Source organism: Mycolicibacter senuensis, assembly GCF_002101885.1.
Lineage (GTDB): Bacteria > Actinomycetota > Actinomycetes > Mycobacteriales > Mycobacteriaceae > Mycobacterium > Mycobacterium senuense.
Map to the genome: position 1 here is coordinate 70,630 of NZ_LQPS01000016.1, position 13,440 is coordinate 84,069.

Here is a 13,440-nt window from a genome sequence, read left to right on the forward strand (position 1 = left end):
TCGCACCAAAGAACCGCGCTACAGCTCGCGGAGTTCGCGCTTGAGGATCTTGCCCGTGGGGTTGCGCGGCAGTTCGTCGAGGAAGACCACCTCGCGCGGCACCTTGTAGCGTGCCAGGTGCTCTTTCACATAGACCTTGATGGTGTCCTCGTCGACCGCGGAGCCTTCCTTCTTGACCACAAAGGCACGTAGCCGCGCACCCCACTCTTTGTCCTCGACACCCAGCGCGGTCGCCTCGATCACCTCGGGGTGCCCACTGATCAGGTCTTCAACCTCGGCGGGGAAGACGTTCTCACCGCCGGAGACGATCATCTCGTCATCGCGGCCCGACACGTAGAGCAACCCGCGCTCGTCGAAGTAGCCCACGTCGCCCGACGACAGCAGCCCGTCGATGATCTGTTTGCCGCCGCCGCCGGTGTAGCCCTCGAACGGGAAGAAGTTGCCCACGAAGATCCGTCCGACCTCGCCCTGCGGCAGCTCGTGGCCATTGTCGTCGAGGATTCGGACCTTGACGCCCTTGACCACCTGTCCCACCGTCGCCGGGTTGTGCTGCAGGTCGCCCGGATCGGCGATGGTGGCAAACGCGACCTCGGTGGAGCCGTACATGTTGTAGACCACCGGGCCCAGATCCTTCATCGCCCGGCCGGCCAACTCGGCGCCGAGCTGTGAACCGGACACGAACACGATCCGCAGGTTCGACAGATCCGGTTTGGGACTGGTCTTCTCCAACTGGTCGAGGATCCGCGACAGCATGACCGGAACCACGACGATCCCGGTCACCTTGTGCGTCTCCAGATCGTCCAGCACCGTGGCCGGCTTGAACCGGCGTCGCAGCACCAGTGTCGAGCCGAAGAACATCGCCAGGGTGCCGTGCAGATAGCCCAGGGCGTGGAACATCGGCGACGGCAGCGACGTCACCTCACCGGCGCGGAACGGGACGTGCGACAGGATGCCGCCGATCGGCGCCAGGGTGGGCGGGGTGCTGCGGTTGGCGCCCTTGGGGGTACCGGTGGTGCCGGAGGTCAAGATGATGATCGACGCGTGCCTGGTGACCTTCGGCGCCCGTGCCTTGCTGCTGCGGGCGATCAGCTGCGCCAACGTCTCGTCGGCGCTGCCCGACGGTTGGTCGCTGTCGGGGTTGACCCCCAGCGCCCGCAGCTTGCCCAGCGGCGGGTCGGACTGGGCGACCGCGGCGGTGTACTCGTCGTCGTAGATGATCAGTTTGGCGCCTTCGCGTTCGGAGACGTCCTTGATCTGCGGGCCGGAGAATTCGCTGTTCAGCAGGATCAGTCGGGCGCCGACCCGGGCGCAGCCATAGTTGGCGATCAAGAACCAGCGGTGGTTGCGGGCCAGGATCGCCACCCCGTCGCCGCCCCGCACACCCATCGCAACCAGGCCGTTGGCCACCGCGTTGGCGGCGTCGTCGAGTTCTTTGAAGGTGATGCTGCCGTCGTCGTCGATGACGGCCAGGCCGTTCGGGTTACGCCGAGCGTTGAGTGCCGGAATCATCCCCAGCTCGCCCCAGCGGGCGCCATCGGCGATCGCGTTGGCGATGATGCCCGGTGATTCCAGCCTCAAAGCTCCGGATTGAAGGACCTTGCGCAGATAGTGCAGCTCGGCGCTTCCTCGTTCCAGATAACGACCGAGCGTTGTGACGGCCTGACTTGGCAGGTCGGTGAGCTTTGCCATGGCCCAACCTTATGTGACGCAGCTCGCTGCCGAACAGCGGATTCGACCTCTGGCTAACATGGCCGTCATGGCCGGCGGATTGTCGCTGGAGGTGGCGGGACACCGGGTGGCGGTTACCCACCCGGACAAGGTGGTGTTCCCGGGTCACGACGGCTCCGCCCCGCGAACCAAGCTGGAGCTGATTCGCTACTACCTGGCGGTGGCCGACGGCGCGCTGGCCGGGGTGACCGGGCGACCCATGATCCTCAAACGCTTCGTCGACGGCATCGACGCCGAAGCCGTCTTCCAGAAGCGGGCACCGGCCAATCGCCCGGACTGGGTGTCGGTCGCCGAACTGCACTATGCCTCGGGGCGATCGGCGCAAGAGGTCGTCATCGACGATGCGGCCGGACTGGCCTGGGTGATCAACCTGGGCTGCGTGGACCTCAACCCGCACCCGGTACTGGCCGGCGACCTGGAGCACCCCGACGAGCTTCGCGTCGACCTCGATCCGATGCCCGGCGTCGGCTGGCCGCAGATCGTGGAGGTGGCGTTGCTGGCGCGGGAGGTACTGGCCGACCACGGGCTGACCGCCTGGCCGAAGACGTCCGGATCGCGGGGCATGCACATCTACGCCCGGATCGCGCCCCGCTGGCAGTTCCGGCAGCTCCGGCTGGCCGCCCAGGCGGTGGCCCGCGAGATCGAACGGCGCGCACCGCAGTTGGCCACCAGCAGATGGTGGAAGGAAGAGCGGCACGGAGTTTTCGTCGATTTCAACCAGAACGCCAAGGACCGCACGGTGGCCTCGGCCTATTCGGTGCGCGCCACCCCCGACGCGCGGGTGTCGACACCGCTGTCCTGGGACGAGGTGCCCGGCGTCGATCCCGCGGCGTTCACCATGGACACCGTGCCGGGCCGGTTCGCGGAGATCGGCGACCCGTGGGCGGGCATGAACGATGCGGTCGGCGACTTGGTGTCGCTGCTGGAGCTGGCCGAAGCGCAGGGCCCGGCGGAGAAGGCGCCGCGCGGTGCGCGCAAGAACATCGGCGGCCGGCGCGCCTCACCGCTGCCGTTGATCGAGATCGCCCGCACCAAGACCAAAGACGAGGCGATGGCCGCCCTGGGTGTCTGGCACGAAAAGCATGCCGCGGCCGCGAAACGGCTGGCGCCGGAGGATGTGCTGCTCGACGGCATGCGCGGGCCGAGTTCGATCTGGTACCGGGTCCGGATAAACCTGCAGCACGTCCCGGCCCGACAGCGCCCGCCGCAGGAGGAGCTGATCGCCGACTACAGCCCCTGGGAAGGCAGGAGAAGCTAAACCGGGCGCAGGTAGCTCTGCCGCCCATACGTCACGAATTCGGCGTCCAGGGACCGCTTGTCCTCGTCGGTCATCCGGGTGTAGACGGGCTCGCCCCGTCGGGCCCACCGGTACACCGGGTCGTCGGCGTCCCAACGTTGCGCCTGCAGCTCACGTTTGAGCACCTTGTTCGAGCCCGTCACGGGCAGGCCCGCTGAGATCCGCAGGAAGCGCGGGGTGCCCTTGGCACCGAGGTCGGCCTGGCGGGCCAGGTAGGCCGCGAACTCCGCCACGTCGAAACCCGCCGGATCGGCGACCTCGATCGCACCCATCACCTGGTCGCCCGAACGGGGGTCGGGCACCGCGTACACGCCGGCGCTGATGATCAGCGGATGCCGACGCAGCACCTGTTCGATGGCCAGCGCCGAGATGTTCTCACCGTCGACCCGGATCCAGTCGCCACGCCGGCCGGCGAAGTACAGGAAGCCGGCCTGGTCGCGGTACCCGAGATCGCCGGTCCAGTACCAACCGTCACGAACCTTCTCCGCGTCGGCGACATCGTTTTTGTAGTAGCCCTCGAAGTCACGGGCGCCGTTCTTGTCGACGATCTCGCCGACCGCGTCGTCGGCGTTGATCACCCGGCCATGCTCATCGAGGACCGCGATGGCGCATTCGGCCCGGGTCTGCGGGTCCACCACGGCGATACCTGGGTGCGCCGGGCGACCGAGCGCGCCGGACGGGGCCGCCGGGTCGGGTACCGCCGCGTTGCCGCCCTCACTGGAGCCGTAACCCTCGTGCAGCACGGCGCCGAACCGGCGGCGGAACTCCGCCTGATCCTGCGGTGACGCCTCGGTGCCGAAACCACGGACCAGCGTGTTGTCGGCATCGTCGGGACGTTCCTCGGTGGCCAGCAGATAGCCCATGGCCTTGCCCACATAGGTGAAAAACGTTGCGCCGAAGTAGCGCACGTCGGGCAGGAACTGCGACGCCGAGAACTTGGGCGTCAGGGAGATCGTGGCACCGTTGGCCAGCGCCGGCGCCCACAGCGCCATGATCGCGTTGCCGTGGAACAGCGGCATGCAGCAGTAGTCGATGTCGGAACGCACATGACCGAACTTGGCGGTGGCCATCTCGGCGATCCGGACCAGCCGGCCCTGGCTGCACTTGACCGCCTTCGATGCGCCGGTGGTGCCGGAGGTGAACAACAGCAGCAGCAGCGACTCCGGGCCTACGCCCGGCGCGGCCGTCGGCCGCACCACCCGGTGCGCCTCGACCAGTGCGGTGTAGACCGGGACGCCGGTGACCAGGACGCGGTCGGGCTCCAGGCCGTGACCCAGACCCCGCAACCGGTGGGATCCGGCGGTGTCGGTGACGATGAGCTGGCAGTCCGCATGGCGGATCTCCGCGGCCAGCTCGGCATCGCCGCGGGTGGGGTTGATCCCGACGATTACCGCACCGGCCAGCGCGGCCGCGCCGAGCCAGAACACGAAATCCTCGGTGTTGTCCAGCAGCACCCCGATGTGGAAGGGCCCGTCCCGGCGGAGTTCGATGGCCAACTCGGCGCGCGCGGCGGATTCGCGCACCACCTCGTCCCAGGTCCAGTTCTGCTGTCGGGTAACCAATCCCGGATGCCGGTCGCCGACGCGGGCCAGCAGCAGGCCGGCGATGTCGGACCCCAAGCCGCACCCCGGCTGGGACAGCCGGGTCGGGTCTGAGCGCATCAACCGAGGCTATCGCGGATCGGGACCCGCGACTTCAGTTGATGGTGAAGCCGCCGTCGACGGCCAGGGTCTGCCCGGTGACGTAGCCGCCGGCCGCAGACGCCAGCCACAGCACGGTGGCCGCGAGTTCCTCGGGGTCGCCCATCCGTCCCAGCACGATGCGATGGGAGATGCTGTCCAGGTAGCCCGGGCGGTATTGGTCGGTCATCTCCGTCTGGAAGAAGCCGGGCGCAATGGCGTTGACCCGGATGCCTTTGCGGCTGCCCCATTGCTGGGCCAGGTCGCGGGTCAGACCGATCAGGCCGGCCTTGCTGGCGGCATAGGCGGCCTGCGGCAGCCCGGCGGTGGTCAGCCCCAGGATGCTGGAGATGTTGACGATCGACGAGCCGGGCTGCATCACCCGGCCGCAGGCCTGAGCGGCCCAGTAGGCCCCGTTGAGGTTGATGTCGATCACCTCACGGAACTGCTCCGGGGTCTCCCGGGTGGCCGGGTGCGCCGTTCCGACACCGGCATTGTTGATCAGCACATCGACCCGGCCGAACCGCTCCATGGCGGCCTCGACCATGTTGGTCGCGGCGTCCGGGTCGGCGATGTCGGTCGCCACGGGCAGGGCGGTGCGTCCCGTCGCGGCGACCAGCTCGGCGGCGGCGGTGAGTTTGTCCACCCGCCGCGCCGCCAGTACGACGTCGGCTCCCGCCTCGGCGAATGCCCGGGCGAAGTGCACGCCCAGGCCCGAGGATGCGCCGGTCACCACTGCGACCCGGCCATCCATCCGGAACTTGTCCAGTACGCTCACGTGAGTCACCTTTCGTCGTTTCAGCAGCGCTTCAATGCGTTTCGTGCCGCCGCGATGAATTCCGGCGTGGCCTGCGCCGCTTCGCCGGCGTTGAGCACATCTTTCGCACCGTGTTGGGCCCGGTGGGTGATGCCCTCGGCGATGACACCGATCTTGAAGTTCGCCAGCGCCAGGTAGAAATTCCACTGCCCCAGATCACGCCCGGAGCGCCGCGCATACTCCTCGGCGAGGGAATCCGCCGACGGCAGTCGCGCACTGGTCCAGGCCGCGGGGTGACCGAAGACGCGGTCGAAAGCCGGTGAGCGGTAGACGCACATCAGCGCGATGTCGGTGAGCGGATCGCCCAGGGTCGACAACTCCCAGTCCACGACCGCCCGGATGACGTCGGGCTGCTCGGGATCGCAGATGGTGTTGTCAATGCGGAAGTCGCCGTGCACCACCGACGACTCCGGAGTCTTCGGAACGGCCTCGGCGAGCGCGGCGGCCAACGGCGCCACGTCATCGAGCTCGCGGGTCTTGACCAGTTCCCACTGCCGGGCCCACAGGCGAACCTGGCGCTCCAGGAATCCGTCCGGCCTGCCGAAGGATTCCAGCCCGGCGGCGCGGTAGTCGACCGCGTGCAGGTCGACCAGTATCTGCACCAGCGCGGCGGCGTTGGCGGCCAGGTCCGCGTCCGACAGCACGTCGAGGTCGTCCTTGTGCCGGTAGACCCGTCCGGTCACGAACTCGGTGACGGTCAGCGGCGCACCGCACACCGTGCCGTCGGCGTCGAAGGCCACGGGGCGGGCGATCGGCACCGGGGTGCCGTATAACCCCCGGGTGACCACGAATTCGCGGCCCACGTCGTGCGCCGAGGGCGTCAGCCCGCCGAGTGGAGGCCGGCGGACGACCCACTCCGACACTTCGTCGCTGACTTTGAAGGTGAGGTTCGACCGCCCACCGGCGATCAGTTCGATGGCCAGCTCACCTCGAACCGGAATGCCGCTGTCGGTGAGGTACCGGCGAAGCGCAGCGCCATCGAGCGCTTCGACCGTCACTGCTGGGCCGCCTTGAGCGCCCGTCGGGCCGCACCGATCCGACGCTTGGCGATCGCCCAGCGGTGTACCTCCGAGGGGCCGTCGTAGACCCGGAACGGCCGCACTTCACGGGAGAGCCGCGCCGGCGGCAGATCCTCGGTGACGCCGAGCCCGCCGCACATCTGCATGCTGCGGTCGACGATGCGGAAGATGGCCTCGGCGGCGAAGGTCTTGGCGATCGACGTCGCATCCCCTGCGGCAGAGCCCTGATCCAGCTCCCAGCAGGCGCGCACCAGCAGTGCGCGGGTGGCCGCGATGTCGATCTCGTTGTCGGCCACCATGTTCTGGATCATGCCCAGATCGCCGAGCGCGGATCCGAATGCCCGCCGCTCCACCACATGGGCCAGTGCGGTGTCGTGGCCGCGAAGGGCCGCGCCCAGCCAGCGCATCACATGGGTCATGCGTGCGGGCCCCAGGCGGACCTGGGCGTACTCGAAGCCGCGGTCGACCTCACCGAGCACCGCATCCTCGGGAACCCGGACGTCGTCGAAGAGCACCTCGCAGTGGCCGCCGACCATGGAGCGGTCGAGGGTCTGCAGGTGTCTGCCGACGGTCAGACCCGCAGCGTCGGCGGGCACCAGGAACATGGTCGCTCCGCCGCGTTGCCCGGGCTCCCCGGATGTCCGGGCCATCACGATGAAGAACGCGGCGCCGTCGGCACCGGTGATGTACCACTTGCGGCCGCTGATGTACCAATCGCCCGACCGGCGTTCGGCTTTGGTGGTCAGCGCAGCCGGATCCGATCCCGCCCCCGGAGCGGGTTCGGTCATCGCGAACGCCGACCGCACGTCACCGGCGGCCAGCGGGGCCAGGTAGCGGGCCTTCTGCTCGGCGCTGGCCACCTCGGCCAGCAGGTGGACGTTGCCCTCGTCCGGCGCTGCGATGTTCACCGCCGCCGGACCGAACAGTGAGTACCCGGCGGCCTCGAACACCGGCGCCCGGTCGGACATGTTCAGGCCGAGGCCGCCGTATTCCACCGGGGCGTGCGGCGCGAACACCCCGGCCTGCCGGGCCGCCGCCTGCAGCTCCTTGATCACGGTGTCGCCACCGGCTGCAGCGATGTCCCCGCCGTGGCGGTCTTCGACGGGCAGCACCACGTCCTCGATGAATGCCCGCGTCTTCTCGACGAGCGCCGTCACCTCCGGCGAGTAGCTCAGCTCGATTGCCATGTCACTCCATCAGCACCGTCACCTGACCGACCAATCGTTCGGTCCGAACAGTACGGACTTTGGCACACAAGGCCTTGTCCAGTCAAAACGGGCGGCGCAAAAGCGGGTCGGGGCCGGCTATAGTTCAGTAATGCTGAACATGATGGTGGATACGACCGCCTCGTGCGGCGGTGCGATCCGGGCGGCGCGCCGGGCCCGGGGGATGACCGTGCGGGAGCTGGCGCAGCGCCTGCAGCTCAGCGCGGCCACCGTCAGCGCGGTCGAGAATGGCAAGACAGGGATCTCGGTGACACGGTTGCAGCAGTACGCGCGGGCGCTGGGTGTGACGGCCGCGCAACTCCTGGACGGCGGCACCGGGCTACCCGCGTCCGGCCCCGATCGAGCCGCAGCGGAGCCGCATCCGCCCGAGCGCGACTGGCGAACGTTTCCGCCGTTGGTTCTGGACACCGTGCTGCGCGCAGCCGTCGATGCGTTCGTCGACACCGGCTACCACGGCAGCACCATGCGGGATGTGGCCTCGCGCGCGACCATGAGCGTGCCCGGCATCTACCACCACTACCCAGACAAGCAGGCACTGCTGGTCGCGATACTGGATGCCACCATGGCCGAACTGCACTGGCGTGTTGCGGCCGCCCGCACCGACGCGTCAACCGGCATCGACCAGGTGCGGCGCATCGTCGAGGCGCTGGCGCTGTTCCACACCCACCGCCAGAAGCTGGCGTTCATCGGGGCAAGCGAGATGCGCAGCCTGAACCCGGCCAACCGGAGACGCATCGCCGAAGCGCGAAACAAAGTGCAGCACATGCTCGATGCCGCGATCGACCGGGCATCGGAGGAAGCCGGCCTCCGTGCCGTCGATGGCGTCACGACGGTGCTCGGCGACGCCGCCGACCGCCGGATCGCCGGGCGCGCCATCGCGACCATGTGCACGTCACTGCCGCAGTGGTTCAACGCCGCCGGTCCCGCCACCCCCGAAGAGACCGCACGCGCCTACGGCGAGTTCGCGGTGTCCCTGCTGACCAGACAGCGGCCCTCGGATGCGGCGTCCATGCCCGGGCCGACCGGCGGTTGGGCACAATAGGGGCCGTGTCGACGATGTGGCAGTTCTGGATCGACCGGGGCGGCACCTTCACCGACATCGTGGCCCGACGGCCCGATGGACGCCTGCTCACCCACAAGCTGCTCTCGGAGAACCCGGGCCGGTACCGCGATGCCGCGGTGGCCGGAATCCGCGCCCTGCTGCAGATCCCCGATGACGCACCGATTCCGCCCGGCACCGTCGATGCGGTACGGATGGGCACCACGGTGGCCACCAACGCCCTGCTGGAACGCGCCGGGGAACGCACCCTGCTGGTCATCACCCGCGGGTTCGGCGACGCGCTGCGCATCGCCTACCAGAACCGGCCCCGCATCTTCGACCGCCACATCGTGCTGCCCGACCAGCTCCACGAGCAGACCGTGGAGGTCGACGAGCGGATCGGCGCCGACGGCGGCGTACTGCGCGCCCCCGACCTGGAGTCCCTGGGCGACGCACTGCGCACTGCCCACGCCGACGGGATCCGCTCGCTGGCCGTGGTGTGCCTGCACAGCTACCGGAACCCGGCGCACGAGCAGGCGATCGGTGCGCTGGCCGAACAGCTCGGCTTCACCCAGATCTCACTGTCGAGTGAAGTCAGCCCGCTGCCCAAGCTGATTCCACGCGGCGACACCGCGGTCGTCGACGCCTACCTGTCCCCGGTGCTGCGCCGCTACGTGGCCCAGGTGGCCGACGAACTGCGCGGCGTGCGGCTGATGTTCATGCAGTCCAACGGCGGGCTGGCCGCGGCAGATCACTTCCGCGGCAAGGACGCGATCCTGTCCGGCCCCGCCGGGGGGATCGTGGGCATGGTCCGGATGTCGGCGCTGGCCGGATTCGATTCGGTGATCGGGTTCGACATGGGCGGAACCTCCACCGACGTCTCGCATTACAGCGCCGCGTCGGGCGGTTACGAGCGGGTGTTCACCACCGAGGTCGCCGGGGTGCGGCTGCGGGCGCCGATGCTGCACATCCACACCGTCGCCGCCGGGGGCGGATCGATCCTGCACTTCGACGGCAGCCGATACCGGGTAGGGCCGGAATCCGCGGGCGCCGACCCGGGACCGGCCTGCTACCGGCGCGGCGGCCCGCTGACCGTCACCGACGCCAACGTGCTGCTCGGACGCATCCAGCCGGCGCATTTTCCGCCGGTGTTCGGGCCCTCCGGCGACGAGCCCCTGGACGCGGCGGCGGTGCGCCGGGCCTTCGTCGACCTGGCCGCCGCAATCGACGCGGCCACCGGCCCGAATTCCGCCGGCCGCAGCCCCGAAGAGGTCGCCGAGGGGTTCCTGCGGATCGCGGTGGCGAACATGGCCAACGCGGTCAAGAAGATCTCGGTGGCCAAGGGCCACGACATCACCCGCTACGCATTGACCACCTTCGGTGGGGCCGGTGGCCAGCACGCCTGCGCGGTCGCCGACGAACTCGGCATCCGCACGGTGCTGGTCCCGCCGATGGCCGGCGTGCTGTCCGCGCTCGGCATCGGGCTGGCCGACACCACCGTGATACGGGAGCGCTCCGTCGAGGCCCGGCTGGACTCCGCGGCGCCCGAACTCGGCGACATCGCCGACGGCCTGGAGCGGCAGGCACGTGCAACCCTTGCCGCCCAAGACATTCCGGCCGCCCGGATACAAGTGGCACGCCGGGCTCACCTGCGCTACCAGGGCACCGACACCGCCATCCCCGTCGAACTGGACGGCGTGGCGCAGATGACGGCGGCATTCGAAGACATTCACCGCAGCATGTACTCGTTCCTGATGGAGCGACCGCTGATCGCCGAAGCGGTCGCCGTCGAGGCGACCGGCCTCACCGAACAGCCCGACCTGGCCGACCGGGCGGCATCCGGCACCGACCGCCGCCCCGCCGAGGCCGTTCGGCTCTACACCGCCGGCAGCTGGCGGGACGCGCCGCTGTACCGGCGGGAGGCGATCACCCCCGCCGACGTCGTGTCGGGGCCGGCCATCATCGCCGAAGACAACGCCACCACCGTCGTCGACGACGGCTGGCAGGCGCGGCTGACCGCCGACGGACAGCTGATGTTGCGACGGACGACGGCCGTGACGCCCGATGACGCCGGAACCCACGCCGACCCGGTGCTGCTGGAGATCTTCAACAATCTGTTCATGGCCATCGCCGAGCAGATGGGCACCCGGCTGGAGGCCACCGCTCAATCAGTGAATATCCGTGAACGGCTGGACTTCTCCTGCGCACTGTTCGACGCGGACGGCGACCTGGTCGCCAACGCGCCGCACATCCCGGTGCATCTGGGATCGATGGGCGCCACCGTCAAGGAGGTGATCACCCGGCGGGCCGGGCAGCTGCGGCCCGGTCAGGTCTACGCCGTCAACGACCCCTATCACGGTGGCACCCACCTGCCGGATATCACCGTCATCACCCCGGTCTACCGCGAGTCCGCGAACCCGGACGACCCGGTGTTGTTCTTCGTCGCCTCCCGCGGGCATCACGCCGAAATCGGGGGCACCACACCGGGTTCCATGCCGGCCGACAGCAGCACCGTCGACGAGGAAGGTGTGCTGTTCGACAACTGGCTACTGGTCGACGACGGGAGCTTCCGTGAGGCGGAGACCCGATCGCTGCTCACCGGGGGACGGTTCCCCTCACGCAGCCCCGGCACCAACCTCGCGGACCTGCGCGCGCAGGTCGCCGCCAATCAGAAGGGGATCGACGAGATCCGGGCTATGATCGAGCATTTCGGCCTGAATGTCGTGCAGGCCTACATGCGTCACGTCCAGGACAACGCCGAGGAGGCGGTGCGCCGGGTGATCGACTCCCTCGACGACGGCGAATACCGCTATGCGATGGACTCCGGAGCGACGATCGCGGTGCGGGTGACCGTCGACCGCGCCGCCCGCAGCGCCACCATCGATTTCGACGGAACCTCGCCTCAGTTGGCGACGAATTTCAACGCGCCGTCGTCGGTCGCGACCGCCGCGGTGCTCTATGTGTTCCGCACCCTGGTCGACGACGACATCCCGATCAACGACGGCTGCCTTCGCCCGCTTCGCATCACGATTCCGGAGGCAACCATGCTGACGCCGGGCTACCCGGCCGCGGTGGTGGCCGGAAACGTCGAAACCTCCCAGGCGATCACCGGAGCACTGCTGGGCGCACTGCGGGTGCAGGCCGAAGGTTCCGGCACGATGAACAACGTCACGTTCGGCAATGCCGGCCACCAGTACTACGAGACACTCGGCTCCGGCTCCGGCGCCGGCGACGGCTTCGACGGCGCATCGGTGGTGCAGACCCACATGACCAACTCCCGCCTAACCGACCCCGAAGTTCTCGAGATGCGTTTCCCGGTGTTGTTGCGCGAGTTCACTATCCGGCGCGGCAGCGGCGGCCCGGGGCGCTGGACCGGCGGCGACGGCGGGCTGCGGCGCATCGAGTTCCGCGAGCCGATGACCGTCAGTGTGCTCTCGGGACATCGGGCCGTCGCACCGTACGGCATGGCCGGCGGAACACCCGGGGCGATCGGACACAACCGGGTGGAGCGCGCCGACGGGGCGGTGACCGAGCTGGCGGGTTGCGACTCGACCGACATGGCGCCCGGCGACGTGTTGGTGATCGAGACCCCCGGCGGCGGCGGATATGGCGAACCTCGCTGATCAGCGCTAATCTCGCGCAATGCGCGTCCAGTGGAGCCGGCGCGGCTTCTTCGGCCTCTGCGCCGCCGGGGCGGCAACGCTGCTGGCGGCCTGCTCGTCGGATGAACACGACCGGGCCGCGGCGCCGGGCCCGGTCACGTTAACGCATCTGTTCGGTGAGACCACCGTCCCGGAGCCGCCCAAGCGGGTTGTCTGCGCCGGCTACACCGGGCAGGACGACCTGCTCGCCCTGGGCGTGGTACCGATCGCGGTCACCGACTGGTTCGGCGACCAGCCGTTCGCGGTATGGCCCTGGGCGCAGCAGCGTCTCGGTGACGCCGAACCGGCGGTGCTGAACCTGGACGACGGGATCGCGGTCGCCCGGATCGCCGAGCTCAAGCCGGATCTGATCGTCGCGACGAACGCCGGGGTGGACGCCGACACCTACCAGCAGCTGTCGGCGATCGCGCCGACCGTGCCGCAGTCGAACGGTGACGCCTTCTTCGAGCCGTGGCGCACCCAGGCCACCGCCATCGGCCGAGCGGTACACCAGCCACAACAGATGCAGGCACTCATCGACGGGGTCGACACCAGGTTCGCCGAGGCGGCCGCCGCGCACCCCGGCTTCCAGGGCAAGCGGGCCCTGCTACTAGACGGGCGCCTCGACCACGGCGAGCTCACCGCGGCCACCGGTTGGCGCACCGAGTTCCTCTCGCAGCTGGGGCTGACCGTCGCCGAGGCGCCCGCGGTGGTCGAGCGCGACCGGATCGGTTCGCTCCTCGGCGCCGCCGACGTACTGATCTGGACCACCGAGAGCGACGACGAGCGCCGGGCGTTGCTCGGTGATCCGGACCTCGCCGCCTACGAGTCGCGCAGTGTCTTCACCACCGAGGAACAGGCCGGCGCGGTCGCCTTCGCCTCGCCGCTGAGCTACCCGCTGGTGGCCGACCAGCTGCCCGGCCTCATCGCCAAGGCGCTCGGCTGACCTGAACTCTGCGTATTCGGTAAGACCCCTCTGGCATAGCCGCCAGAA

At 69.3% G+C, this 13,440-nt stretch carries 9 protein-coding genes; 4 read left to right on the forward strand and 5 right to left on the reverse strand.

Going from position 1 to position 13,440, the window contains the following annotated elements; all coding sequences use genetic code 11:
• Positions 1-18: 18 nt before the first annotated feature.
• Positions 19-1,689: a long-chain-fatty-acid--CoA ligase FadD2 gene (fadD2, locus tag AWC24_RS02800; protein WP_085081965.1), complete on the reverse strand. Its 1,671-nt coding sequence runs from the start codon at positions 1,687-1,689 to the stop codon at positions 19-21.
• Positions 1,690-1,747: 58 nt separating this feature from the next.
• Between fadD2 and AWC24_RS02805 the strand changes: the two genes are divergently transcribed.
• Positions 1,748-2,986, forward strand: coding sequence for a DNA polymerase domain-containing protein (locus AWC24_RS02805; RefSeq protein WP_085081966.1), 1,239 nt, complete (start codon positions 1,748-1,750; stop codon positions 2,984-2,986).
• On the opposite strand, the gene casI is transcribed toward AWC24_RS02805, so the two are convergent.
• The 4 genes from casI to AWC24_RS02825 are packed head-to-tail and all read right to left on the reverse strand — an operon-like array spanning position 2,983 to position 7,727.
• Complete coding sequence (casI, locus tag AWC24_RS02810) at positions 2,983-4,686, reverse strand: steroid-22-oyl-CoA synthetase (protein WP_085081967.1); 1,704 nt, start codon at positions 4,684-4,686, stop codon at positions 2,983-2,985. The genes AWC24_RS02805 and casI overlap by 4 nt on opposite strands.
• 34 nt (positions 4,687-4,720) lie before the next feature.
• Complete coding sequence (locus tag AWC24_RS02815) at positions 4,721-5,482, reverse strand: SDR family NAD(P)-dependent oxidoreductase (RefSeq protein ID WP_085081968.1); 762 nt, start codon at positions 5,480-5,482, stop codon at positions 4,721-4,723.
• A gap of 20 nt (positions 5,483-5,502) precedes the next feature.
• Positions 5,503-6,519, reverse strand: coding sequence for a phosphotransferase family protein (locus tag AWC24_RS02820; protein WP_085081969.1), 1,017 nt, complete (start codon positions 6,517-6,519; stop codon positions 5,503-5,505).
• Positions 6,516-7,727, reverse strand: a complete 1,212-nt coding sequence (locus AWC24_RS02825) for an acyl-CoA dehydrogenase family protein (RefSeq protein ID WP_085081970.1) — start codon at positions 7,725-7,727, stop codon at positions 6,516-6,518. The genes AWC24_RS02820 and AWC24_RS02825 overlap by 4 nt, the downstream gene beginning before the upstream one ends.
• Positions 7,728-7,857: 130 nt before the next feature.
• On the opposite strand from AWC24_RS02825, the gene relB reads away from it, so the two are divergent.
• The 3 genes from relB to AWC24_RS02840 are packed head-to-tail and all read left to right on the forward strand — an operon-like array spanning position 7,858 to position 13,392.
• Positions 7,858-8,808, forward strand: coding sequence for a type II toxin-antitoxin system RelB family anti-toxin (gene relB, locus AWC24_RS02830; protein ID WP_234807232.1), 951 nt, complete (start codon positions 7,858-7,860; stop codon positions 8,806-8,808).
• 14 nt (positions 8,809-8,822) lie between these two features.
• On the forward strand, positions 8,823-12,428 hold the full coding sequence (locus tag AWC24_RS02835; RefSeq protein WP_085082053.1) for a hydantoinase B/oxoprolinase family protein: 3,606 nt from the start codon (positions 8,823-8,825) through the stop codon (positions 12,426-12,428).
• Positions 12,429-12,447: 19 nt separating this feature from the next.
• Positions 12,448-13,392: an ABC transporter substrate-binding protein gene (locus tag AWC24_RS02840; RefSeq protein ID WP_085081971.1), complete on the forward strand. Its 945-nt coding sequence runs from the start codon at positions 12,448-12,450 to the stop codon at positions 13,390-13,392.
• Positions 13,393-13,440: the final 48 nt, after the last annotated feature.